The 23,192-nt window shown below is 60.3% G+C and carries 23 protein-coding genes; 19 read left to right on the top strand and 4 right to left on the bottom strand.

All coding sequences use genetic code 11. The features are described from left to right. Positions 1–31 precede the first annotated feature (31 nt). From murB to lpxC, 8 genes are all read left to right on the top strand, one after another. Positions 32–1,006, top strand: coding sequence for a UDP-N-acetylmuramate dehydrogenase (gene murB, locus HQ945_RS10960; RefSeq protein WP_091945028.1), 975 nt, complete (start codon positions 32–34; stop codon positions 1,004–1,006). Positions 1,007–1,074: 68 nt separating this feature from the next. Next, positions 1,075–1,341: a type II toxin-antitoxin system HicA family toxin gene (locus tag HQ945_RS10955; RefSeq protein WP_113282212.1), complete on the top strand. Its 267-nt coding sequence runs from the start codon at positions 1,075–1,077 to the stop codon at positions 1,339–1,341. Then, on the top strand, positions 1,338–1,676 hold the full coding sequence (locus HQ945_RS10950) for a type II toxin-antitoxin system HicB family antitoxin (protein WP_027231899.1): 339 nt from the start codon (positions 1,338–1,340) through the stop codon (positions 1,674–1,676). The genes HQ945_RS10955 and HQ945_RS10950 overlap by 4 nt, the downstream gene beginning before the upstream one ends. 209 nt (positions 1,677–1,885) lie before the next feature. Next, positions 1,886–2,812 (top strand): D-alanine--D-alanine ligase, encoded by a 927-nt coding sequence (locus tag HQ945_RS10945; protein ID WP_027231898.1) that lies wholly within the window; start codon positions 1,886–1,888, stop codon positions 2,810–2,812. Next, the gene (locus HQ945_RS10940; protein WP_091945040.1) at positions 2,800–3,741 is read left to right on the top strand and encodes a cell division protein FtsQ/DivIB; all 942 of its coding nucleotides are present in this window, start codon (positions 2,800–2,802) and stop codon (positions 3,739–3,741) included. Before HQ945_RS10945 ends, HQ945_RS10940 begins: the two co-directional genes overlap by 13 nt. Continuing rightward, the gene (gene ftsA, locus HQ945_RS10935; RefSeq protein ID WP_027231896.1) at positions 3,738–5,060 is read left to right on the top strand and encodes a cell division protein FtsA; all 1,323 of its coding nucleotides are present in this window, start codon (positions 3,738–3,740) and stop codon (positions 5,058–5,060) included. Before HQ945_RS10940 ends, ftsA begins: the two co-directional genes overlap by 4 nt. A 68-nt stretch (positions 5,061–5,128) precedes the next feature. After that, a complete protein-coding gene (gene ftsZ, locus HQ945_RS10930; protein WP_113282213.1) occupies positions 5,129–6,823 on the top strand; it encodes a cell division protein FtsZ in 1,695 nt (564 codons plus the stop codon). Between the two features lie 270 nt (positions 6,824–7,093). Continuing rightward, positions 7,094–8,035 carry a UDP-3-O-acyl-N-acetylglucosamine deacetylase gene (gene lpxC, locus HQ945_RS10925; protein ID WP_113282230.1) on the top strand — a complete coding sequence of 314 codons (942 nt, stop codon included), beginning with the start codon at positions 7,094–7,096 and terminating at the stop codon, positions 8,033–8,035. Between the two features lie 136 nt (positions 8,036–8,171). On the opposite strand, the gene HQ945_RS10920 is transcribed toward lpxC, so the two are convergent. Beyond that, a complete protein-coding gene (locus tag HQ945_RS10920) occupies positions 8,172–9,065 on the bottom strand; it encodes a LysR substrate-binding domain-containing protein (RefSeq protein WP_113282214.1) in 894 nt (297 codons plus the stop codon). A gap of 118 nt (positions 9,066–9,183) precedes the next feature. Here HQ945_RS10920 and HQ945_RS10915 point away from each other — a divergent pair, with 118 nt between their 5' ends. The 9 genes from HQ945_RS10915 to HQ945_RS10875 all read left to right on the top strand — a co-directional run bounded on the left by HQ945_RS10915 (position 9,184) and on the right by HQ945_RS10875 (position 18,525). Beyond that, positions 9,184–9,594: a tautomerase family protein gene (locus HQ945_RS10915; protein ID WP_113282215.1), complete on the top strand. Its 411-nt coding sequence runs from the start codon at positions 9,184–9,186 to the stop codon at positions 9,592–9,594. Continuing rightward, positions 9,591–10,154 carry a DUF4865 family protein gene (locus tag HQ945_RS10910; RefSeq protein WP_113282216.1) on the top strand — a complete coding sequence of 188 codons (564 nt, stop codon included), beginning with the start codon at positions 9,591–9,593 and terminating at the stop codon, positions 10,152–10,154. The genes HQ945_RS10915 and HQ945_RS10910 overlap by 4 nt, the downstream gene beginning before the upstream one ends. A 148-nt stretch (positions 10,155–10,302) precedes the next feature. Continuing rightward, positions 10,303–11,472, top strand: a complete 1,170-nt coding sequence (locus HQ945_RS10905) for an MFS transporter (RefSeq protein ID WP_174208167.1) — start codon at positions 10,303–10,305, stop codon at positions 11,470–11,472. A gap of 375 nt (positions 11,473–11,847) precedes the next feature. Beyond that, positions 11,848–12,714: an outer membrane protein assembly factor BamD gene (locus tag HQ945_RS10900; RefSeq protein WP_091946539.1), complete on the top strand. Its 867-nt coding sequence runs from the start codon at positions 11,848–11,850 to the stop codon at positions 12,712–12,714. 18 nt (positions 12,715–12,732) lie between these two features. Beyond that, positions 12,733–14,412 (top strand): DNA repair protein RecN, encoded by a 1,680-nt coding sequence (recN, locus tag HQ945_RS10895; protein ID WP_113282217.1) that lies wholly within the window; start codon positions 12,733–12,735, stop codon positions 14,410–14,412. Positions 14,413–14,524: 112 nt separating this feature from the next. Beyond that, a complete protein-coding gene (gene ligA / locus HQ945_RS10890) occupies positions 14,525–16,669 on the top strand; it encodes an NAD-dependent DNA ligase LigA (RefSeq protein WP_113282218.1) in 2,145 nt (714 codons plus the stop codon). Next, positions 16,666–17,385, top strand: coding sequence for a DUF2461 domain-containing protein (locus HQ945_RS10885; protein ID WP_113282219.1), 720 nt, complete (start codon positions 16,666–16,668; stop codon positions 17,383–17,385). Before ligA ends, HQ945_RS10885 begins: the two co-directional genes overlap by 4 nt. Positions 17,386–17,489: 104 nt before the next feature. Further along, positions 17,490–18,230, top strand: coding sequence for an AzlC family ABC transporter permease (locus HQ945_RS10880; RefSeq protein WP_091922268.1), 741 nt, complete (start codon positions 17,490–17,492; stop codon positions 18,228–18,230). A gap of 1 nt (position 18,231) precedes the next feature. Continuing rightward, entirely contained in the window at positions 18,232–18,525 is a 294-nt protein-coding gene (locus HQ945_RS10875; RefSeq protein ID WP_027231884.1) for an AzlD family protein, read from the top strand. Between the two features lie 7 nt (positions 18,526–18,532). On the opposite strand, the gene HQ945_RS10870 is transcribed toward HQ945_RS10875, so the two are convergent. Further along, positions 18,533–20,377: a M24 family metallopeptidase gene (locus HQ945_RS10870; protein WP_174208166.1), complete on the bottom strand. Its 1,845-nt coding sequence runs from the start codon at positions 20,375–20,377 to the stop codon at positions 18,533–18,535. A 249-nt stretch (positions 20,378–20,626) separates the two neighbouring features. Between HQ945_RS10870 and HQ945_RS10865 the strand changes: the two genes are divergently transcribed. Then, positions 20,627–20,767 carry a hypothetical protein gene (locus HQ945_RS10865; protein ID WP_162737299.1) on the top strand — a complete coding sequence of 47 codons (141 nt, stop codon included), beginning with the start codon at positions 20,627–20,629 and terminating at the stop codon, positions 20,765–20,767. Between the two features lie 4 nt (positions 20,768–20,771). Here the strand turns inward: HQ945_RS10865 and HQ945_RS10860 are convergent, their stop codons facing one another. Both HQ945_RS10860 and HQ945_RS10855 read right to left on the bottom strand, forming a co-directional pair. Further along, entirely contained in the window at positions 20,772–21,656 is an 885-nt protein-coding gene (locus HQ945_RS10860; protein ID WP_027231882.1) for a 50S ribosomal protein L11 methyltransferase, read from the bottom strand. A gap of 10 nt (positions 21,657–21,666) precedes the next feature. Beyond that, on the bottom strand, positions 21,667–22,260 hold the full coding sequence (locus HQ945_RS10855; RefSeq protein WP_036814441.1) for an SCO family protein: 594 nt from the start codon (positions 22,258–22,260) through the stop codon (positions 21,667–21,669). A gap of 274 nt (positions 22,261–22,534) precedes the next feature. Here HQ945_RS10855 and HQ945_RS10850 point away from each other — a divergent pair, with 274 nt between their 5' ends. Beyond that, complete coding sequence (locus tag HQ945_RS10850; protein ID WP_091922260.1) at positions 22,535–23,182, top strand: DapH/DapD/GlmU-related protein; 648 nt, start codon at positions 22,535–22,537, stop codon at positions 23,180–23,182. Positions 23,183–23,192 lie beyond the last annotated feature (10 nt).

Below are 23,192 nucleotides of genomic sequence, written 5' to 3'. Positions count from 1 at the left end.
TGTGCGGCGCTAGAACCGTTGGAAGGATAATATGTACTCACTGGTTGACGGCGAGGCCCTGCTGAAGAAGCTGGGCGATCGATTTTCGAAGCTGCGTGGCCGCTTGACGCCCAATATGGGCATGGAGAAAGTCACCTGGTTTCGCGCGGGGGGGCCGGCCGAGGTCATGTTCCAGCCAGCGGATGAAGAAGATCTTGCCGAATTCTTGAAAGCAGTACCTGCTGAGTATCCTATCCTCACGGTCGGCATCGGTTCCAACCTTCTGGTGCGCGATGGCGGTATCCCTGGGTTCGTCGTTCGCCTCTCCGCCAAAGGGTTTGGCGAGGTCGAGCGGGCCGGTGACGTGCAATTGCGCGCAGGCGCAGCAACGCCAGACAAGCGCGTTGCTGCCGCAGCGCTTGAAGCCGGAATTGCCGGCTTTCATTTCTACCATGGCATCCCCGGCGGTATCGGTGGAGCCTTGCGCATGAATGCGGGTGCGAACGGCGTCGAAACGCGCGAACGCGTCGTCGAGGTGCGTGCGCTCGACCGCAAGGGCGAGCTTCATGTGCTTTCCAATGCCGACATGGGCTACGCCTACCGCCATTCGGGTGCGGCGAGCGATCTGATCTTCACCTCGGCGCTATTCGAAGGCACGCCCGGCGACAGGGCTGAGATTCAGGCGGCGATGGACGCGGTTCAGCACCATCGCGAGACCGTCCAGCCGATACGCGAAAAAACCGGCGGCTCGACCTTCAAGAACCCGGAAGGTTCATCGGCCTGGAAGGAAATAGACAAGGCCGGCGGACGCGGATTGATGATCGGCGGCGCCCAGATGTCGCCCATGCACTGCAATTTCATGATCAACACCGGCACCGCGAGCGGACACGATCTCGAGACCCTGGGCGAGACGATCCGCGCCAATGTCCTGAAGAATTCCGGCATCCGTCTCCATTGGGAGATCAAGCGGTTGGGCCGGTTCCGTACCGGCCAGGATGTGCAGGAATTCATGGGGCAGTTGTTGTAGGACCGACGTTTTTTTAATTAGCTTTTACAATCCTTTGCCAAAAAATCAATTTTCAGCGGTACTTAAATATGGTACTAAATCTAAAGCGTCGCCATCGCGTGACCCTGCAGCAAATATTTGCGCGGCCGGCCAGCGGCTCCATTCGCTGGTCGGATGTCGAGGCTCTATTGCTGGGTTTGGGCGCTGAAATCACGGAGCGCGAAGGGTCGCGTTTTGGCGTCTTTTTGTTCGGTGAAATCAGGGTATTCCACCGTCCGCATCCTTCACCGGATACCGACAAGGGCGCCATTGCAAGCATTCGAAAATGGTTGGAGAGCCACGGTATAAGGCCATGAAGAACGTTATCCAGATTGAAGGCCACAAGGCAGTCGTTTCCTACGACCCGGATATCGAGATGATCCGGGGCGAGTTTCTCGGTCTGTCCGGAGGGGCCGATTTCTATGCGGATAGTGTTGAAGGGTTGATGGAGGAAGGCCGCCGGTCGCTAAAGGTCTACCTCGATATGTGCGCGGAAAAGGGTATCGCCCCGTTCCGTGAGTACTCGGGACGTTTCAATGTCAGGCTCCCTGCGGAAATCCACGAGGCTGCCGTTTTGGCCGCGGCATCTGAAAACAAGAGCCTCAATGAGTGGGTGGCGGAAGCCATCGAAGCCGCCGCACGCGCTGCCTGAGTACCCGCATTTTTTTACGCCGAATTTCATTGTTGAATCATTGAGGGCTTGTCAGCGAATCAACTCTCTGATTCTTTAGGGACAAGCGTTAACTGATTTGAGTCGGCTGCTTTTTTTGCCAGCCTTGGGTGTCTGCGGTCCCGGCCGCCGGACGTGCCCGGACTCATGTCTTTTTTCGCGTTGATGGGGAAATTCGAGGGGATGCCTTGATGGCGAAAAAGCATGTTGCAGTGCTGATGGGCGGCTTTTCATCGGAGCGTCCGGTGAGCCTTTCGTCCGGCAATTCCTGCGCCGATGCTTTGGAGGCCGAAGGCTATTCCGTCACCCGCGTCGACGTCGACCGCAACATCGCCAGCGTCCTGAACGATCTTCGGCCCGACGTCGCCTTCAATGCCCTTCACGGCCCCTTCGGCGAGGACGGTACGATCCAGGGCATCCTCGAATTTCTTGAAATTCCCTATACCCATTCTGGCGTGTTGGCCTCGGCGCTTGCTATGGACAAGCAGCAGGCGAAAATCGTTGCCAGGGCGGCAGGCGTGCCTGTCGCGGAAGCGAAGGTGATGAACCGGTTTGACTTCACGTCGGCGCATCCGATGAAGCCACCCTATGTCGTTAAGCCGGTCAACGAAGGTTCGAGCTTTGGCGTCGTTATCGTCAAGGAGGATCAATCGCATCCGCCGCAGGTCATCACATCGCCGGACTGGAAATATGGCGATACGGTCATGGTCGAGCGCTACATTCACGGCCGCGAATTGACCTGCGCTGTCATGGGCGATGTCGCCATCGGCGTGTGCGAAATCATCCCCGTTGGCCACCAGTTCTACGATTATGATTCAAAATACGTTGCCGGCGGATCAAATCATGTAGTGCCGGCTAAAATTTCACTAAAAATTTACCAAAAAGTACAAACACTGGCACTCAAGGCGCATCAGGCAATTGGATGTAAAGGAATTAGCCGGTCGGACTTCCGTTATGACGACCGTTTTTCCGAAGATGGCGAGCTTATCTGGCTGGAAGTGAACACCCAGCCCGGCATGACGCCAACATCCCTTGTACCGGATATCGCCAAAGCTGCGGGGCATACCTTCGGTGAATTGTTGAGTTGGATGGTGGAGGACGCATCGTGTTTGCGTTGAAGGCTAAAAATGCGCATCCGCGCGCTGCAGTGACGGTCGGTTCGGACCGCACGGCGGGTTTTGGCCGCTTCCGCGTCGTCCTGCCGAAATTCCTGCGCAAGCCGGTCCGCGTCTTCTCGCGCCTCGTCGAGGGCGAGCTCACGATCCCCAATCATGTTGGCACCATCGGCGCGGTTGCCTTCTTTGCCTTGACCGGCGCCTATGGTGCGATCCTCGGCGGGCATGCCCCGGAGGTCGTGAAAGTAACGACTTCGACCTTCGGCTTTGCCATCGAAGACGTGAAGGTGGTTGGAAATAGCGAAACCTCGGAGATCGATGTCCTCGGTGCGCTCGGGCTCGACGGGGAGACCTCGCTGGTCGGACTGAGCGCAGCGGATGCGCAAAAGGCGGTTGCGACGCTGCCCTGGGTCGAATCCGTCGATGTTTTCAAGGTCTATCCCAACACCATCCAGATCTCGATCCACGAGCGCACCGCGCTGGCGGTCTGGCAAAACGGCTCCGAGCTTTCGGTGATCGATGCGGATGGCCGCGTGATCGTCCCCTATACGGGCGGACGCAGCGCCTCGCTGCCGCTGGTTATCGGCGCCGGTGCTGAAAAGCAGGCGAAGCTGCTGTTTGCGCAGATGGCGGCGTACCCGCAGATCGCAGCTGAGGCAAAAGCCTATGCGCGCGTTGGCGATCGTCGCTGGGACCTGTTCCTGAAGAATGGCGTGACGGTGATGCTGCCCGAGGGGCAGATCAAGCAGGCTCTCGCCGACATCGTCGAAATGGACAACAAGTCCGGCATCCTGTCGCGCGACATCGCTTCGGTGGACATGCGTTTGACAGACCGCGTGGTTGTGCGGCTGACGCCCGACGCGATGATGCAGCGTGTTGAGTATTTGAAGGCGCGGGACAAGGCGCCAAAGCGTTCGGAGAAGCGTGTATGAGTATTCTGAACGGAAAGAGCACCTCGAATGGAGCGCCATCCGCCAAGCGGACGCGCTCCTTGACGGTTCTCGACATCGGATCGAGCAAGGTCTGCTGCATTATTGCGCGGTTGCGTCCGCGCGAGGAAAGCGCGCTTCTGCCTGGCCGAACCCATCGCATTGAAGTGCTTGGCATCGGTCACCAGAAGTCGCGTGGCATCAAGTCCGGTGTCATCGTCAATCTCGATGCGGCCGAACAGGCGATCCGCCTTGCCGTCGATGCGGCGGAGCGCATGGCAGGCCTCACGGTCGACTCGATGATCGTCAATATTTCGTCGGGCCGGCTCAAGAGCGAGACGTTCTCCGCCAGCATCAATCTTGGTGGTCATGAAGTCGACCAGGCCGACATCCGCCGCGTTCTTGCCGCCGGCGCCAAGCAGGCGCTTGCCACCGAACGGCATCTCGTACACTCCCTGCCGGTCGCCTACGGTCTCGATGGCGAGCGCGGTATTCGCGATCCGCTCGGCATGATCGGCGATACGCTCGGTGTCGATATGCATGTGCTGACGGCTGATGCCGCTCCGCTGCGCAACCTCGAGCTTTGTGTCAATCGCTGCCATCTCTCGGTCGAGGCGATGATCGCAACACCCTATGCCAGCGGCCTTTCTGCCCTGGTCGACGACGAAGCCGAGATGGGTGCCGCCTGCATCGACATGGGCGGCGGCACGACCACCATCTCCGTCTTCTCCGAGGGCAAGTTCATTCATGCCGATGCCATCGCCATCGGCGGCAACCACGTGACGATGGACGTCGCACGCGGCCTCTCCGCGCATATGGACGATGCCGAAAGGCTGAAGGTCATGCATGGTTCGGCCCTGCCGAGCGCGGCCGACGATCGCGATCTCATCAGCGTGTCGCCGCTCGGCAACGATGCTCGGGATGTCCCCAATCAATATCCGCGTGCCGTGCTCACGCGCATCATCCGCGCCCGCGTCGAGGAGACGCTGGAGCTTGCGCGCGACCGTCTCAATCAGTCAGGTTATGGGCAGATCGTCGGCAAGCGCGTCGTACTTACAGGTGGAGCCAGTCAGTTGGCAGGGCTGCCGGAAGTCGCCCGCCGCATCCTGGCTCGCAATGTGCGCATAGGTCGTCCTCTCGGCGTTACGGGGCTTCCCGAAGCAGCCAAGGGTCCGGCCTTCTCCGCAGCGGTCGGTCTTTTGATCTATCCGCAGGTAGCAGGCATCGAGGAGCGTTCTGTAAAGGCCGGTTCATCATCGCTGATGACAGGTACAGGTGGGCGTTTTCAGCGTATCGGCCAGTGGCTGAGAGAGAGTTTTTGATCAATCGGGGAAACCCAAAAGAAAATGCCGCAGCGGCGAGGCGGTAAGGACGAAAAGGAACGAGACACATGAGCATCAATCTGCAAAAGCCGGATATTACCGAGCTTAAGCCCCGCATCACCGTGTTCGGTGTTGGCGGTGGCGGTGGCAACGCGGTCAATAACATGATCAATGCCGGCTTGCGCGGTGTTGAGTTTGTTGTGGCCAATACCGACGCACAGGCGCTGTCGCAATCGAAGGCGGAACGCCTCATTCAGCTGGGCGCTGCCGTTACCGAAGGCCTCGGCGCTGGATCGCAGCCGGAAGTCGGCCGCGCAGCCGCCGAAGAGTGCATCGACGAGATCATTGATCATCTGTCGGGCACACATATGTGCTTCGTCACCGCCGGTATGGGCGGCGGTACGGGTACGGGCGCTGCACCGGTCGTTGCCCGTGCGGCGCGCGAAAAAGGCATCCTCACCGTCGGCGTCGTCACCAAGCCGTTCCATTTCGAAGGTCAGCGCCGCATGCGCACCGCCGACATGGGCATTGCCGACCTGCAGAAGAATGTCGATACGCTCATCGTCATTCCGAACCAGAACCTCTTCCGCATCGCCAATGACAAGACGACCTTTGCCGACGCTTTCGCGATGGCCGATCAGGTCCTCTATTCGGGCGTTGCCTGCATTACCGACCTCATGGTCAAGGAAGGCCTCATCAATCTCGATTTCGCCGACGTTCGCTCGGTGATGCGTGAGATGGGCAAGGCAATGATGGGCACCGGCGAAGCTTCGGGCGATGGCCGCGCAATGGCCGCCGCGGAGGCTGCGATCGCCAACCCGCTCCTCGACGAAACCTCGATGCGCGGCGCCAAGGGCCTCCTGATCTCGATCACCGGCGGCCGTGACATGACGCTGTTCGAGGTGGACGAGGCGGCAACGCGTATCCGCGAAGAAGTCGACCAGGATGCCAACATCATCCTCGGCGCCACGTTCGATGAAAGCCTCGAAGGCATCATCCGCGTTTCGGTCGTCGCTACCGGCATCGACAAGCAGGTCGGGGAATCGGCGCCTGCGCCGATCGAATTTCGCCAGCCCATGAAGCCTGTGGCGAAGCCCGCGCCGCAGCCGGCGGCAAGGGTCGAGACCGTGACCCGTCCGGTTGTCCAGCAGCCGGCCGCCCGCACCGCCGATCCGGTCGCCGATGTGATCCGCGCCGCCGAACACGACGTTCCGCAGCGCGCACCGCAGCCAATCGAGCAGGAGTTCCGTCCGCAAAGCCGGATCTTCCAGGCTCCTGCACCGGAAGTCTTCGATGCACCGATCGCTGCCGCACCGGTTCAACCCGTGCATCAGCCGGCACCGCAGCCGCAAATGCAGGCCGCGCCCTTGCAGCCTGCTGCGCCACGCATGCCCAACGTCGCCGATTTCCCGCCTGTCGTTCAGGCTGAACTCAGCGCACGGGATATGGCGTCGCGCGATCATGGCCGCGAGCAGGCCGCTTACGAGCCGCAGGAAGACCGCGGACCGATGGGTCTTCTCAAGCGCCTGACCGCTGGCCTGACCCGCCGCGAAGACGAGACCGCACGCCTCGAGCCGGCACAGCCGCGCGAACCGGCAATGCGCCCGGCCGAGCCGCGCCGCCCGCTGTCGCAGGATGCGTCGATCTACGCGCCACGCCGCGGACAGCTCGACGATCAGGGCCGCGTCCAGCCGCAGTCGCGTCAGGCTTCCGAAGACGACCAGTTGGAAATCCCGGCCTTCCTGCGCCGGCAGGCCAACTGATCTGATCACGGATTATTAACGAATATGAATTCCGCCACTCAAACCGTGGCGGAATTTCTCTTTAAAACCATTGAATTGGCATGAAAACGACTTAGCTGCACGCATGGCGGTTTCGTTACAAATGTCCCGAAACCGTGATTTTGCTTCGCAAGGCGCCATCTGTATCTTGCGCTGCAATATGACAGGGTGGTTGATTCCGCGGCAACGCCGCGCGTCAATCAGAAGTCCAGACCGGATATCGATCCGGCAAGTTCACAGGCAAGGGGTTCAATGCGCGATTTCCAGACGACGATTGCAGGACGCATCACGCTTTCCGGAGCGGGCGTTCATAGCGGCGCCCCCGTCAGCCTAACCTTCCTGCCCGCCGATCCAGATACCGGCATCGTGTTCCACCGGGGGGACGGCAAGGGCGATACACACCCGATCAAGGCGCTGGTGTCGCAAGTCGGGACGACCGATCTTTCGACGACACTGACGAATGGCGCCGGTCTCACCATCAGCACTGTCGAGCATGTCATGGCTGCAATCGCCGGCGCGGGCATCGACAACATGACAATCGAAATCGATGGGCCGGAAGTGCCGATCCTCGACGGAACGTCGCTCGCCTTTCTCGATGCCTTCGAAGAGGCCGGATTTGTGCGCCAGGCGGCCAAGCGCCGTTTCATCCGCATTCTCAAGCCGACGCGGATCGAGTCGGGCGCTTCCTGGGCCGAGTTTCGGCCCCATGACGGCACGCGCTACGAGGTTGAGATCGATTTCGAGACGCCGGTTATCGGCCGCCAGAAATTTGCCGCCGATATGGACGAGAGGACCTTCCGCAAGGAGATCGCACGGGCGCGCACCTTCGGGTTCATGCGCGATGTCGAAAAGCTCTGGGCCGCCGGGCTGGCGCTCGGTTCCTCGCTCGACAACTCGCTCGTCATCGGCGACGACAATTCGGTGATCAATCCGGGCGGACTGCGCTACAAGGATGAATTCGTGCGTCACAAGACGCTCGATGCCATCGGCGACCTTGCGCTTGCGGGTGCGCCGTTTATCGGTTGTTTCCGTTCCTATCGGGGCGGGCACCGGCTCAATGCGGCTATGCTGCGCGGGCTTCTGTCGGATCATTCGGCTTTCGAGATCGTGGAAATGGCCGGAAAGCGCAGCCAATCGCGCGGGGCGACGCTTGTCGCGGTCAACGCGCCGGTATTCGCGCCCTGGGTCCTGTAGTCCGATGATTGAAACCGGCTGCGCCGGCGTCGCCACGTAGAAACAGCGTTTCTATTGCTCATCGGATTCGGTCGCCGGATGGCAGACTAACACTAGCACGGCCGCTGGAACGCTATTCTTACCCTGGGGTCTGCTCCTACGGGTCGACAGCAACAGCGCTGCGTACTGCCTCGGTCATGATGGCGGCGAGGCGAAGGGTTGCCGGTTCGGCATGTGCTTGCGAGCGATGCAGGAGGAGACTGAGCGACGGAAGCCCGGGAAGGCCGCTTTCGGCCGGCGCCAGAGGCTGGACGCTGGCGGGCAGTCCAACCGGTGTTCGAACAGTTACGCCCAGTCCTGCCGCCGTTGCGGCCCACAGGCCGGCAAGGCTGGGGCTGGTAAAGGCGAGGCGCCAGGCGATGCCGGCATGATCAAGGGCGTTGGTGGCGGCAGTGCGCAGCAGGCAAGGCGCTTCGAGGCATGCCAAGGGCAGAGGATCGTCAGCAACCGCCAACTGTTCAATTGACGCGTTGGCCGGACCTACCCAGCACATCGGCACCTCGGCAATGCGCTCGCAATAGGGCGTAACCGCCCCGTCGCTCCAGGCGAGCGCGAGGTCGAGCTTCCCGGAGGTGACCCGATCGATCAATTCGGCGTTGCGCGCAACACGGGCTTCGATGCGGACCTTTGGATGGGCGCGTGCAAACTGGCCCAGTACCTGTGGCAAAATGGTCTCGCCGAAATCCTCCTGCAGGCCAAGCCGCACCCAGCCTTCGAGTTCGCTGCCGTGGATCGCTACAATAGCCTCGTCATTGAGATCGAGCAGGCGGCGCGCATAAGCCAGCATGGTTTCTCCGGCATCCGTCAACGCAAGACCGCGACCTTGCTTGACGAAGATATCCGTGCCGGCCTGCTGCTCCAATTTTCTCAATTGCGAACTGACCGCAGAGGTCGACCGCCCAAGCTTCTCAGCAGCCTTTGCGAAGCTGCCAAGCTCGACGCCAGCGACGAATGTCCTCAGCACCTCGAGATCCAGTGTGATCTGCCGCATTTTAACTATCCTATATTTTAGGATGAATTGTCCACATTATTCCAATTTTAAGGATTATGATGAGCGCGTATAGTCGCTGCGTCAAGCAAAGTTGCGCAAGAATCAAAGGACGATAACGATGCCATTCACTCGGATCACACTACTAGGGGGAAAGTCGCCGGAGTATTTGAAGGGGCTTTCCGACAGCCTGCATCAGGCAATGGTGGAAACATTCGACGTGCCGGCGGCAGATCGGTTCCAGGCGATCCACCAGTTGCGCCCCGGCGAACTCATATTCGATCGCACCTATTTCGGCGGGCCGCGCTCCGACGATTTTGTCGTCTTTACCATCACTACCGGCAAGCCACGGGACACGGCGACCAAGAGAGCGTTCTACAAGCGGCTCGTGGCATTGCTTGCAGAGTCCCCGGGGGTAAGACCCGAGGACGTCATGATCATCGTCAGCACATCGAGCCGGGACGAGTGGTCGTTCAGCAATGGCGAAACCCAGATGCTGGATGGCGCTGCCGTCGAGGAGGCCCGGACATGATCGCCATGCAATATAGCTTCACGCTGCCCGCCGACTACGACATGTCGATCATCGACAGACGGATCGCCGAAAAGGGGCCGCTTCTCGATAACCTGCCCGGCCTTAAGTTCAAAGCTTACCTGACAGCGCGTAAAGGCAGCAGAAGTACCGAAAATCTCTACGCGCCCTTCTACGTCTGGGACGATGAATCCGGCATGATGGACTTTATCTGCGGAGATGGTTTCGCCAACCTGACACAGTCGTTCGGCTGGCCCGCAGTCCGGACCTGGTTCGTCTGGGAGGCGCAGATCGCGCGGAACGTCCGGGAAGCAGTCGCAGCAACGCGCCAACTTCGCGAAACGCCGGCCTATGCACCGCTTGCGGATTTGCGCAGGCGCGAGAGCGCCGAAGTGTTCGAGGATGTCGAGCAGAACGGCGCGTTGGCGTCGATTTCTGCTTTCGAGCCGACGACCTGGACGCGCGTGCGCTTTCAGCTATGGGGCGAGAGAAATTCAGGCAGACCAGGTGAGGGGTTCGATGTCGGGCACGTTTCCTTTCCGGAAGGGGCACAATCCGATTAGACTTTAGTAGGGCTTTTAACGGCCGTATGTCCATGCAACGAGTAACGCTGTCGGCATCCGCAGGTCCAGCGCGACCGACCTCGTGGAGCCGGTCGTGAATTCGGAACTGAAGACATCGCTAGCCAGCCGTTCGCTCATTGCACTTGCCATGCTGAACTTCTTCTTGGCCGATGCGCGCGATGGGCTTGGTCCGTTTCTTGACGGGTTTCCGGCAACGCGCGGATGGACGCCGGTAACGCTCGGCTTCATAGCGATGATTGGCGGCATACTCGGAATGGTCGCGACGCCCTTGTTTGGAGCCATGGTGGACGCGTCGCGGCATAAGCGACTGCTGATCATTGTGCCTGTCGTGCTGGTCAATGCCGGCGCGCTTTGGACACTTGTCAGCCCCGATAACCTGTCGGTGTTCGGTGGCCAGTCTGCGACCGCTATTGTCGGCGCGATTATCGGCCCGGCGCTCATGGGCCTCACGCTTGGCCTCGTGGGCGAGAAGAAGTTTCCAGGACAGGTGGCCAGCAACGAATTCTGGAACCACGCCGGAAATGTCGTTTCCATGGCCGGAACATTCGGGGCCATCCTTATGTTCGGCGAAATTGGCGTGGTCGTTCTCATGCTGATCACCGCCGTCGCCAGCATCGTTGCCGTACTGGCAATCGACCCGGATGAAATCGACAATGACGTCGCGCGCGGCCTTGTTCCTGAACGCGATAATGACAACGGCCCGTCCGGCTTTGCCGTGCTCTTCGACAATAAGGGCTTGATCTTTCTTGCCGTGACGCTGCTGATCTTTCATTTTGGCAATGCACCCATCACCCGGTTAGTAGCGCAGAATTTTTCGGTCCAGCTTGGGACGCCGTTTCGGACGACGGCGATTACGATAGGGGTCGCGCAGCTGGCGATGATCGTTGCCGCGCTCGCCGCGCCAATGTTGATCAGGCGCTTTGGCCTCGCCTCCGTGTTCATTATCGCGCTTGCTGCGTTGCCCATACGGGGCGCGATTGCCGGAACGCTGACAAGTTTTGTATCGATCTTCCCTGTCCAGATCCTTGACGGCGTTGGCGCAGGTCTGATCGGCATTGCGACGCCGATCGCGGCGGAACGGATTCTGTCGGGAACCGGACGCTTCAATGTCGGCCTTGCCGCAGTCATGACAGTGCAGGGCATCGGCGCTTCACTCAGCAATGCGGTCGCCGGCTGGCTCACTCAAATCGGCGGTTACGCCCTGGCCTATTGGGTGCATGGCGGCGTCGCGGTGCTGGCGCTTCTCTTGTTTCTTGCCACAAGAACCTCCATTGCGCCGGACAGCCCAAGATCGTGAGTACGTGGGCCAAAAGCGCCTGCAGAATCGCCTTAGGCATTCATAAGATGGCGGAGCGGTGAAATTACCGAGCTTCAAGGCTTTGCGGAACCTGCATTCAACAACTGCCTCAACCTTATGATTTGAAGCATATTATCCGGTTTCGAAGTAATCTTTCCTGCTTATTCCGCCACCTTTTTGAGCTCCGCCACAAAATTGGACGATTGGATGGCAATAAGATTGCTGATTCTTTCGGCTTGTGGTTTATGAACGCCCAACCGACGGTAAGATTGACTTTGTTTGAGCATGAGTCGCAAGCGTGGCCAACAGGTTTGCGAGTGATGCTCTTGAATTATGTGTGGGGCCGGAGAGAGCATGGCGAACTGCAGAATGTCGATGAATAAGCGGTTTGGCGGCAAGGCCAGACTGACCCTTCTCCTTGTTCCGATCGCCGGCGCATTGGCAATTACAGGTTGTGCATCCAAGGATGACGATATCGATCTCAACGCCTATGTCGACACGATCGAGCCCGCCGACGTTCTTTACAATCAGGCGCTCGCCAATCTGAATTCTGGCCGTCTCGACGAGGCCGCCAAGAAGTTCGACGCGGTCGACCGCCAGCATCCCTATTCGGAATTTGCGCGCAAGTCGCTGGTCATGGGCGCCTTCGCCAATTACCGCGCCGGCAAGTATGACGAAGCGGTCAACATGACCAAGCGCTACATCGCGCTCTATCCGAACCAGCCGGAAGCGGCTTACGCCTATTACATCACCGGCCTTGCCTACTATCGCCAGATCCCGGACGTGACGCGCGAACAGAGCATGACGCGCCGTTCGATCGCCGCCTTCAACGAGGTGGTCGAGCGTTTCCCGGATTCCGAATATGTTGAAGACTCGCGTGCGAAGATACGCTTCGGCCGCGACCAGCTCGCCGGCAAGGAAATGCAGGTGGGCCGCTACTATCTGGAGCGGAAGGATTATGTCGCCGCCATCAAGCGCTTCCGCGGCGTTGTCGAGCAATATTCGAACACCCGCCACGTTGAAGAAGCTTTGGCGCGGCTAACCGAGGCTTATTATGCCTTGGGCGTAACCAACGAAGCGCAGGCGGCGGCCGCTGTGCTCGGCCAGAACTATCCGGACAGCCAGTGGTACAAGGACAGCTACAAGCTCTTGCAAAGCGGTGGATTGCAGCCGCGTGAAAGCGCTGGATCGTGGCTTTCCAAGGCCGCAGCGGCTATTACTGGTGGCAAAGACGGCGTCTGACCCTAACCTGAGCGATCCATGCTTTCGCATTTGTCGATCCGCGATATTGTTCTGATTGAACGTCTCGACATCGAGTTTCGCGATGGCCTGTCGGTGCTGACCGGCGAGACCGGTGCCGGCAAATCCATTCTTCTCGACGCGCTGTCGCTGGCTCTCGGAGCGCGCGGCGACGCCTCGCTCGTTCGCCATGGTGCCGACCAAGGCCAGGTAACGGCGGTATTCGATGTGAGAGGCGGTCATCCGGCCCGTGCCTTGCTGCGCGACAACGATATCGATGACGACGGCGACATCATCCTGCGCCGTGTTCAGACCGCTGACGGCCGCAGCCGCGTGTTCATCAATGATCAGGCGGCAAGCGTGACCCTGCTGCGCGAGCTCGGGAAACGGCTTGTCGAAATTCACGGACAGCACGATGATCGGGCTCTTGTCGATATCGACATTCATCGCACGCTGCTCGACGCCTTCGGGGCGCTGGAAGTCAAGGCGGCGCAAGTTCGCGACCTGTACAAGGCATGGCGCGACGCGGAGCATTCGCTCGTACGCCACCGGGCCAAGGTGGAGGCCGCCGCGCGCGAGGCCGACTATTTGCGCGCCTCCGTCGAAGAACTCGCCAAGCTCGATCCTGAGCCGCAAGAAGAAGAGACGCTGGCGATCAAGCGGACGGATATGATGCGATCCGAAAAGATTGCGGGCGATGTCAACGATGCCAATGAGGTGCTTTCGGGCAACGGGTCGCCAGTGCCGTCGCTGGCGAGCCTGGTGCGCCGGCTCGAACGCAAGGTTCCCGAAGCGCCGCAACTGCTCGAACCGGTCGTCAAGGCGATCGATGAAGCGCTCAATGCACTCGCCGAAGCGCAAAATGGCGTCGAACATGCAATTCGTGCCATCGATTTTGACCCGCGCGTCCTCGAACAGACGGAGGAGCGACTTTTTGCTCTGCGTGCGGCTGCCCGTAAGTATTCCGTCCCGGTCGACGATCTTGCCGCGCTGCGCGATAGGATGGATGCCGATCTCACCGACATCGACGCGGGCGCCGAGCGGCTTGCCGCGCTAGAACTTGAGGCAACTGCAGCGCGCGATGCCTATGATCGTGCAGCGGCTTTGCTTTCGGCCGATCGCCGCGAAACCGCTGATCATCTCAAGCAGGCGGTGATGGCCGAACTGCCGGCGCTCAAGCTCGAGCGCGCCGAGTTCATCGTTGAAATCAAGACGGACCCGGCAATCCGCAGCGCCGATGGCATCGACACGATCGAATACTGGGTGCGGACAAACCCCGGCACGCGTGCCGGGCCCATGATGAAGGTTGCGTCCGGCGGCGAACTTTCGCGCTTTCTGCTTGCGCTCAAGGTGGCTCTCGCCGATCGTGGTTCGGCCCCGACCCTCGTCTTTGACGAAATCGACACGGGCGTCGGCGGCGCTGTCGCCGATGCAATCGGTCAACGGCTGCGGCGCCTTGCCGGTCAGGTGCAGGTGCTTTCGGTAACGCACGCGCCGCAGGTGGCCGCGAGGGCGCAGACACACTTTCTCATTGCGAAAGCGGCAGCCGGAAATGACCGGGTTGCGACATCCATCCGGGCGATGGAAACGAACGACCGGCAGGAGGAAATCGCCCGCATGCTTGCTGGCGCCAGCGTCACCGACGAGGCCCGCGCCGCGGCGGTACGACTTTTGCGCGAGAACGCCGCCGCCATTTCCTGAGTTGTGGCAGGAGGTGGCGGCTGCTCTGCAAACGCGCAGATTGCACGATGCTTTTCGCTATATGTTAGGCTAATCTCCCGTCCGAATCCGTATATTCAGCGTCGGACAGGCCATGGCAGACACCCCCGTAGAAAAACTGACTGAGCCGGAAGCGGCCGAGGAACTTGGCCGGCTGGCAGCGGAGATCGCCCAGCACGACTATCGCTATAACACGGAGGATGCGCCGATCATCTCGGATGCCGAGTATGACGCCCTGCGCCGACGCAACCTTGCCATCGAGCAGCGCTTCCCGCACCTGAAGCGCGAAGACTCGCCCTCCAACAAGGTCGGCGCCAGCGTCTCGGAAAAGTTCGGCAAGGTTACGCATGCCATTCCGATGCTGTCGTTGGACAACGCTTTTTCCGACAGCGACGTTGCGGATTTTGTCGGCCGTATCCGCCGCTTCCTCAAGCTTGGCGCGGATGCCCCGGTAGCCATCACTGCCGAGCCGAAGATCGATGGCCTGTCGCTGTCCCTGCGCTATGAACTCGGGCGGCTCGTGACGGCGGCGACGCGCGGCGACGGAGCGACCGGCGAGAATGTCACGCTCAATGCCCGTACCGTTGCGAGCATTCCGAACGTCCTCAGCGGCAAGCCGCCAGAGGTGCTCGAGGTGCGCGGCGAGGTTTATATGAGCCATGCGGATTTTGCCGCACTCAATGAACGCCAGGCCAAGGAAGGCAAGCAAATCTTTGCCAACCCGCGCAATGCCGCGGCAGGATCGCTGCGCCAGCTTGATGCCACGATCACGGCGTCGCGCCCGCTGCAGTTCTTTGCCTACGCCTGGGGCGAAATCAGCGAGATGCCGGCGAAGACCCAAATGGGGATGGTTGGGGCCTTCAAGGACTATGGTTTCCGCGTCAACCCGCTGATGAAGCGCTTCGAGACGGTGGAGGGGCTGGTCAAGCACTACCACGAGATCGAGGAACAGCGCGCGCTTCTCGGCTACGACATCGACGGGGTGGTCTACAAGGTCGACGAGCTTGCCCTGCAGCAGCGTCTCGGCTTCGTTTCGCGCAGCCCGCGCTGGGCCATCGCCCACAAGTTCCCGGCGGAACGGGCGATGACCATACTGCGCGGCATCGATATTCAGGTCGGCCGCACGGGTGCGCTGACGCCGGTTGCGCGGCTGGAACCGGTCACGGTAGGCGGCGTTGTCGTCACCAACGTCACCCTGCACAATGAAGATTACATCAAGGGTATTGGTCAGAATGGGCAGCCGATCAGGGAAGGTCGCGACTTGCGCATCGGCGATACGGTCGTCGTGCAACGCGCCGGTGACGTCATTCCGCAGATCGTCGATATCGTGGCCGACAAGCCGCGCGGATCGGCTCCTTACGTCTTTCCCGACACATGCCCGGCTTGCGGCTCCCATGCCGTGCGCGAGGAAGGCGAGGCGGTGCGTCGCTGCACCGGCGGGCTGATCTGCCCCGCCCAGGCCGTGGAGCGGATACGGCATTTCGTCTCGCGCAACGCGTTCGACATTGAGGGACTTGGCGAAAAGCAGGTCGAGTTTTTCTTCAAATCGGACGATCCCGCGCTTCATATCGGTACGCCAGCCGACATCTTCACGTTGAAGAAGCGGCAAGCCAAGTCGTTGGCAAAGCTGGAAAATATCGACGGCTTTGGCACCCTGTCGGTCAAAAAGCTCTATGACGCCATCGACGACAGGCGGGAAGTGTCATTGAGCCGCTTCATCTACGGCCTTGGCATACGCCATGTCGGCGAAGTCAATGCGAAGCGGCTGGCGAAAGCCTTTCGCTCGTACGCTCGGCTGGCCGAGACAGCCATGGCGGCCGAGATGCCGAAGGACAGATCCGACAAGGGCAACGATGCCTGGCGCGAACTCAACGACGTTGAAGGTATCGGCAGCATCGTCGCCGAGGCGCTCGTCGGTTTTTACGCGGAGGAACATAATCGCGAGGCGCTTGCGGCGCTTCTTGCCGAAGTGACACCGCTCGACGAGGAAGTAAAGACAGTCAACGACTCGCCCGTGGCGGGCAAGACGATCGTCTTCACAGGGTCGCTCGAGCGCATGTCGCGTGATGAGGCAAAGGCGATGGCCGAACGCTACGGTGCGAAGACCGCAGGGTCCGTCTCCAAGAAAACCGATCTTGTCGTTGCTGGGCCCGGCGCCGGCTCGAAGCTCGCGCAGGCGCAAACGCTCGGCATCGAAGTCATTGACGAGGATTCGTGGTTTACGTTGGTGGGGGCATGAGCGAGCCGCTGTTCAAGGGCTTCGGCGACAAGGCCTTGCCCTTCCTCAAAGCGCTGGATTTCCATCAGAATCGGGAGTGGTTTCTCGAAAACAAGGAGCTTTTCGAGGCCCATCTCTACGAACCGCTCGGCGATCTCGTCGAAGACCTGATCGCCCGCTTCGAAAAGGCGGGCCTCCCGTTTAAAGGTGATCGCAAGAAGTCGCAGTTTCGGATAAAGCGCGACACGCGCTTCGCCAAGGACAAGAGCCCCTATAACCGGCATCTTTCGGCATTGCTTTCTCCGGACGGCAGTAAATGGACCGAAACCGGATGCTTTTACGTTTGCGTCGGGCTCGAAGATTATCGCGGCTGCTATGCGGCGGTGGCCTGGTGGCAGCCGAAGGGCGAACTCCTCACCGCCATGCGCAAATCGATTGTCACGAAGCCGGAGAAATACCGTGCGATGGTCGAGGCCCTGCGCAGGAACGGCCTTGAATTGCGCGATAGCGACCGGTTGAAGCGAACGCCGCGCGGCTTTGACGACGTGACGGATGCGGATCTGATCGAAGCGCTGCGCAACCGGAGTTTCGTCGTGCGCCATGCGATTGACCCGGGGGCGATTACCGCGCCGGAGCTTGCCGATGATCTGTTTGATTTCGCCTTGCGATCCAGACCGCTGATCGACTGGGGTCGATCCATCGAGGGCACGCTCGTGACTGAAGTTGCTACATTGTAAACGTATCAGCAGGGGCACCGGACAGGGTTCACTGCAGCAACATTGATCTTATCCATCAACAAATCTCGCGTGACACACTCGCGCGTATAGCCTAGAGCACGGCGATGGACGAACAAATATATCAGCGGACGGCCACCGGCGAGACGAGTTCCCGCACGCAGTTTTGGGAAGGCTTTGTAAAGGGCCTGCCGATCATGGTCGCGTCGGCGCCGTTCGGGCTGCTGTTCGGCGCCCTTGCCATCGACAACGGTTTTACTGTCGGCGAAGCGGTGTTCATGAGCGCCTCGATTTTCGGCGGCGCCAGCCAGATGGTCGGCATCGAACTCTTTGGCCATAATGTCCCTGCCTGGCTGATTGTATTTTCGATCTTTGCGGTCAATTTCCGGCACGTGCTCTATTCGGCAGCCGTCGGACGGCGTATCGGCCATTTCAAGCCGCTGCAGGGCCTATTGAGCTATTTCCTGCTCACCGATCCGCAATATGCGGAAACCGAGAAGCGGGCTGAATCCGGCAAGCCTGTAACCTTTATCTGGTACCTCGGGGTTGCGACGCCGATCTATGTCATGTGGGTGCTGGAGGCCTGGATCGGCGGCCTCTTCGGCAATCTCATTTCAGATCCGCATGCGCTTGGCATCGACATGCTGCTGCCGATCTATTTTCTCGGTCTCGTCATGGGGTTCCGCAAGCGCGATAATTGGGGGCCCATCGTCATCGCCAGTGGCGTCGTATCGATCATCGCCTACAAGACCATCGGCTCGCCTTGGCATGTGAGTATTGGCGCACTTGCCGGCATCCTCGTCGCCGTCATCGTCGCCAAACCTGAAAAAGCGCAAGGGAAGGACTGAGATGTCGTCGATCTTCTGGATTACGGTTGCCGGCGCGATCCTGACATTCCTGACCCGTATCGGCGGGCACCTCGTACTCTCGCGCTTTGAGCGCATTCACCCGCGCGTCGAGGTTGCCCTCAATGCCGTTCCCGCGGCGGTATTGACGACGCTTGTCGCGCCTGCCATCGCAACCGCCGATTGGCGCGGGCTGGTTGCGCTCGTCTTCGCCGGGCTGGTTTCGCTGCGCTTCAATGCTCTGACGATGTTTCTTGCCGGCGCAGCAATGATCATCCTGCTGCGCCAGTTTTCCTGAGCCGATCTCAGCCCTTCGGTTCGTGGCTGAAGGGTTCCGTCGCCGCGATCAGCCACTCGCGTTCCTCGCCGCTGACATGCGGCAGCAGGGTTTCGCGCACGCGGGCGTGATAATCATCAAGCCAGACGAGTTCATCGCGCACGAGAAGATCGGTGTCGATGAGGCGCTTGTCAATCGGGCACAGGGTGATCGTCTCGAAACCCATCATCGGCAAGTCGCCGCCCTCCGGCACCGAAGGCTCGGTGACGATCAGCAGGTTCTCGGTACGGATACCGTAGCCGCCGGGCTTGTAATAGCCGGGCTCGTTCGAAAGGATCATGCCCGGAAGCAGCTCATGGACACCGCGCTTCGAGATGCTCTGCGGCCCCTCATGAACGGAGAGGAACGAGCCGACGCCGTGGCCGGTGCCATGGCCATAGTCGTAACCCTGCTTCCACAAGGCAATACGGGCGAGAACGTCGATATCCATGCCGCGTGTCCCCTTCGGAAAGCGCGCCGTGGAAATGGCGATCATGCCCTTGAGCACAAGGGTGAACTTGCGCTTCATATCCTCGGTCGGCGTGCCGACCGGCAAGGTGCGAGTGATATCGGTGGTGCCGTCGCGGTATTGGCCGCCGCTATCGATCAGATAAAGTTCGCCGTCCTGGAGCACTCGGTTCGACTGGGTGCTGACGCGGTAGTGGGCGAAAGCGCCGTTCGGACCGGCGCCGGAAATGCTGTCGAAGGACAGGTTTTCGAGCGGCATCTGGAAACCTTCGGCCACCTTGCGCCGCGTTTCTTCAAGCCTGGTCGCCGCCTTGATCTCGTCGATCGTGCCGGGTGCCTGCGCGTCGATCCACGACAGGAATGACACCATGGCGACGCCGTCGCGCTCATGCGATTTGCGGGCGCCCTGAAGTTCCACAGCATTCTTCACCGCGCGTGGCAGGCGTGCGGGATCAAGACCATCGGCCACCTTGCCGCCTGCCTGCTCGATGATCAGGCGCAGTTTTTCTGCTGCAAGCGCCGGGTCGAGCATCACCGTCTTGCCTCCAGCGGCAAAGGCAGCAACGTCGCCTTCGAGGGTCGACGGCGCGCGCAGCGTCGAAAGCTGGGTGAGGTATGCTTCGGTCTCGATCGGCAGCTTGCGCTTGTCGATGAAGAGAAGCGGCTCCCCGCTTGCCGGGATGAGGGCAAAGGCGAGGGGGAGCGGCGTATTGCTGACATCGTTGCCGCGAATGTTGAAAGCCCAGGCGATCGATGACGGATCGGTGAGGATAGTCGCATCGGCCTTGGCCTTGGCGACCGTCTCGGCCATCTCGTGTAGTTTCTCGCTGGCAAGCTTGCCCGCATATTTTTCGGGCTGGATCGTGACCTGTTCAAGCGGCGCCGAAGGCTGGTCGTCCCAGATCAAATCAACGAGATTATCCTTCACCGCAACGAGCGAGCCGCCATTTTTCTCGAGCGCCTCGCGCAGCGCCTTGGTTTCGCTTATCGTATGAAGCCAGGGGTCGAAGCCGATCGTGAATTTCCGTTCGGCGTTGCGCAACCATACCGGCGGCGGCGTATCGACCAGGCTTTCCACGGTGAAAACGTTCGGATCGGTCTGTTCGGCCGCCTGCAATGTGTAGCGGCCATCGACAAAGAGATAGGCCTTGTCCTTCATGATCAAGGCGACGCCGGCCGATCCGGTGAAGCCGGTCAGCCATGCGAGCCGGCGCGCGCGGGCGGGCACGTATTCGCCCTGATGCTCGTCGGCGCGCGGTACCAGAAATCCGTCGAGACCAAGGGATTCGAGTTCGGCGCGCAGTTTTGCAACGCGGGGGCCGCCGGTAGCTGGATTGCTGACGACCTCAAACGACTGGAACATGATTAATCTGACCTCTTTTGTTGGAGGCCAAACCTATCGCCACGACCGCGCTCACGCAATGGAAGAGGCGATGCGCAGAGCGAATTTTGCCGGGGGAATCAGCAGCCGCACAGGTAGATTGCAGAATTATTGCGGGGCGCATGTGTGAGGTGCATCACTGCCATGCGTGAACCGCGCTGGCGGGAGGCGGGCAAAATCAGCTAGATTCGAAGCGGGAGGATCGGTCTGCCACCATAATCACGGAGATGAGACATGGCCCAGAAGATCCGCGGATTTTTCAAGACAGCCCTTGAAAACCTGGTTTCCTGTCGCACGGCCCAAATGAGCCGCTTTGCCGTGCGCGCCATCGACGCGCCGCGCGAAAGATACCGGCACAGGATCTATTCCGTTTGACGCTTCAGTAGGTTGCCCGGGACTTGAGGTGCAGCGTGACCCAGCCTTCGCGGTGCAGCGTCTTCTGGTGGAATAGCCCCTGGATACGATAGGCGGCCAAAACCTTTTCGCGCTGTGACTCCAGTATTCCGGAAAGGATCAGCGAGCCGCCATAGGCAAGGTGCCTGCGCATTTCGGGCGCTAACTGCATCAGCGGTCGCGCCAGGATATTGGCAACGATCAGATCGAATGGCGCCGCAAGACGCATTGCCGGATGGTGGAACCCGGTCGCCGTTTCGGTTTTGACGCGAGCGGCGACACCGTTCTTGACGACATTTTCGCGGGCGACCGCCACCGCAACAGGATCGATATCGGTCGCGAGCACCGGGATCGGTGCGAGCTTGGCGATGCCGATGGCAAGGACTGCACTGCCTGTGCCGAGATCAAGCGCGTTTTGCGGATGATCCCTGCGGATCACTTCGCCGATCATGTCGAGACAGCCGGACGTCGTGCCGTGGTGGCCGGTACCGAAAGCTTGGCCGGCGTCGATCTCGATAGCGAGATCGTTGATCCGCCGCTTGGCTCGATCATGCGAGCCATGGACGAAGAAGCGTCCGGCGCGCACAGGTTTCAGTCCTTCGAGCGAATGCGCCACCCAATCGATATCCGGCACCTGTTCGCGATGGAGCTCAAGGCCGAACATATCGCTGCCGAGTGCGTCGCGCATGCGCGCCTCTATCTCGTCGGGCTCGAACGTGTAGACCGATACTTCGAAGATTTCGCGATCTTCATCGATTTCCGAGGAAGATATTGGCAGGCCGTCCTCTTCGAATGCGCGCTCCAGCATGGCGAAGACGCGGCCGGCCTCGATCTTGCCGGCGGTGAGGAAAAGACGGGTCTGCGTGGTCATCAGGGAACTTTCAGCTCTTGGCGAGGCGTTGCAATTTCTCGACAGCCGTATCAGGATTTTCGCCATAGGCAATGGTGCCGAAGAAGCCGCCCTTGCTGTCGAGCAGATAGATCGACGCAGTGTGGTCCATGGTATAGCCGTCACCACCCTCCACGGGAACCTTGCGGGCGTAGACGCTGTAGCCCTTGAGCATGGCAGCAAGCTTATCGGGCTCGCCGGTGACGCCGACGATGCGATCGGAAACATTGCCGACATAGGCTTTCAGCGTTGCCGCGTCATCCCGTTCCGGATCGACCGTCACGAAATAGGCGTTGACGCCGTCCGCCTCGGGTCCGAGTTTTTTCAGCCAGCCGTCAAGTTCGAACAAGGTCGTCGGGCATATTTCCGGGCAGTGGGTGAAGCCGAAGAAGATTGCCGAGGGCTTTTGCCGGAAAGCTGCTTCGGTGATCGGCTCGCCATTCATCGTCGTCAGTCGAAACGCTGAACCGAACGCGCCTTGCGCCCCGCCTGCGCTCTTGCGCGACGCCTCAAAAGTGACCCATCCGGCCGCGGCCACAACAAGCAAGGTCGCCGCGATAAGAAGAGGCAGCAGGCGTCTATTCATGGATGAAGGCTCCGGGACGGCGTGGCGGCTACATGCACCAGGCAAGACCCGCATTAATGAGAGACAGAAAGATCGAATCGCTATTGTTAAACCATGCGGCAAAGGTCAGTCCCGTTGCGACTGACGCGCCAAGCGCGAGCGCTGCGTAGAGCATCAATCTGGGCGTGCTGACCGACGGCGATGTTTTCATGACGCGAATATAGGATTTGCCCGCGGTTTATGCAAAAGAAATGCCGTGGGCCCGATGCCCGCCAATCAGTTTCGAGAAAATGCCATGGCTGAGACCAACGATCCCCGTCTTATGAACGAGCAGCCGCGAATCCATCCGACCGCGCAGCTCAAGGGCGTCAAGCTCGGCAAATATGCGGAAGTCGGTGAAAGAGTGATCCTGCGCGACGTGACGGTCGGCGATTTCTCCTATCTGGAACGGCACAGCGAGGGTATCTACGCCGACATCGGGCGCTTCTGTTCGATCGCCGCCAATGTTCGCATCAACGCGCTCGAACATCCCATGGAGCGGCTGACGATGCACAAGGTCAGCTATCGCCCGAATGAATATTTCCGCTTCCAGGGCATCGATAACGGGTTTCGCGCCCGCAGACAGGCGAAGCGGGTCCGCATCGGCCACGATGTCTGGATTGGCCACGGCGCGGTGATCATGCCCGCTGTCGAGATCGGGCACGGCGCCGTCATCGGCGCCAATGCCGTGGTCACGCGCAGTGTCGAGCCCTATATGATCGTAGCCGGCAGCCCGGCAAGGATGATACGGCCGCGTTTCCCGCAGGCTATCGCGACACGCCTCCTCGAACTTGCGTGGTGGGACTGGCCGCTCGACAGCATCTTCGAGGCAATTCCCGACATCCAGTCGCTTTCCATCGAAGACTTCCTGGCAAAGTGGGAAGGGCATCGCCCCGGCTCATAATGGCTTGCAA

The sequence above is a fragment of the Phyllobacterium pellucidum genome, assembly GCF_013327855.1.
GTDB classification, from domain to species: domain Bacteria; phylum Pseudomonadota; class Alphaproteobacteria; order Rhizobiales; family Rhizobiaceae; genus Phyllobacterium; species Phyllobacterium pellucidum.
This window is presented reverse-complemented; position numbering and strand designations above follow the sequence as displayed.

Bases quoted from the DNA above. Each gene is read 5' to 3' on its own strand.
- murB (WP_091945028.1), top strand. From the start codon at position 32: ATGTACTCACTGGTTGACGGCGAGGCCCTGCTGAAGAAGCTGGGCGAT.
- HQ945_RS10955 (WP_113282212.1), top strand. From the start codon at position 1,075: ATGGTACTAAATCTAAAGCGTCGCCATCGCGTGACCCTGCAGCAAATA.
- HQ945_RS10950 (WP_027231899.1), top strand. From the start codon at position 1,338: ATGAAGAACGTTATCCAGATTGAAGGCCACAAGGCAGTCGTTTCCTAC.
- HQ945_RS10945 (WP_027231898.1), top strand. From the start codon at position 1,886: ATGGCGAAAAAGCATGTTGCAGTGCTGATGGGCGGCTTTTCATCGGAG.
- ftsA (WP_027231896.1), top strand. From the start codon at position 3,738: ATGAGTATTCTGAACGGAAAGAGCACCTCGAATGGAGCGCCATCCGCC.
- ftsZ (WP_113282213.1), top strand. From the start codon at position 5,129: ATGAGCATCAATCTGCAAAAGCCGGATATTACCGAGCTTAAGCCCCGC.
- lpxC (WP_113282230.1), top strand. From the start codon at position 7,094: ATGCGCGATTTCCAGACGACGATTGCAGGACGCATCACGCTTTCCGGA.
- HQ945_RS10920 (WP_113282214.1), bottom strand. From the start codon at position 9,065: ATGCGGCAGATCACACTGGATCTCGAGGTGCTGAGGACATTCGTCGCT.
- HQ945_RS10915 (WP_113282215.1), top strand. From the start codon at position 9,184: ATGCCATTCACTCGGATCACACTACTAGGGGGAAAGTCGCCGGAGTAT.
- HQ945_RS10910 (WP_113282216.1), top strand. From the start codon at position 9,591: ATGATCGCCATGCAATATAGCTTCACGCTGCCCGCCGACTACGACATG.
- HQ945_RS10905 (WP_174208167.1), top strand. From the start codon at position 10,303: ATGCTGAACTTCTTCTTGGCCGATGCGCGCGATGGGCTTGGTCCGTTT.
- HQ945_RS10900 (WP_091946539.1), top strand. From the start codon at position 11,848: ATGAATAAGCGGTTTGGCGGCAAGGCCAGACTGACCCTTCTCCTTGTT.
- recN (WP_113282217.1), top strand. From the start codon at position 12,733: ATGCTTTCGCATTTGTCGATCCGCGATATTGTTCTGATTGAACGTCTC.
- ligA (WP_113282218.1), top strand. From the start codon at position 14,525: ATGGCAGACACCCCCGTAGAAAAACTGACTGAGCCGGAAGCGGCCGAG.
- HQ945_RS10885 (WP_113282219.1), top strand. From the start codon at position 16,666: ATGAGCGAGCCGCTGTTCAAGGGCTTCGGCGACAAGGCCTTGCCCTTC.
- HQ945_RS10880 (WP_091922268.1), top strand. From the start codon at position 17,490: ATGGACGAACAAATATATCAGCGGACGGCCACCGGCGAGACGAGTTCC.
- HQ945_RS10875 (WP_027231884.1), top strand. From the start codon at position 18,232: ATGTCGTCGATCTTCTGGATTACGGTTGCCGGCGCGATCCTGACATTC.
- HQ945_RS10865 (WP_162737299.1), top strand. From the start codon at position 20,627: ATGGCCCAGAAGATCCGCGGATTTTTCAAGACAGCCCTTGAAAACCTG.
- HQ945_RS10860 (WP_027231882.1), bottom strand. From the start codon at position 21,656: ATGACCACGCAGACCCGTCTTTTCCTCACCGCCGGCAAGATCGAGGCC.
- HQ945_RS10855 (WP_036814441.1), bottom strand. From the start codon at position 22,260: ATGAATAGACGCCTGCTGCCTCTTCTTATCGCGGCGACCTTGCTTGTT.
- HQ945_RS10850 (WP_091922260.1), top strand. From the start codon at position 22,535: ATGGCTGAGACCAACGATCCCCGTCTTATGAACGAGCAGCCGCGAATC.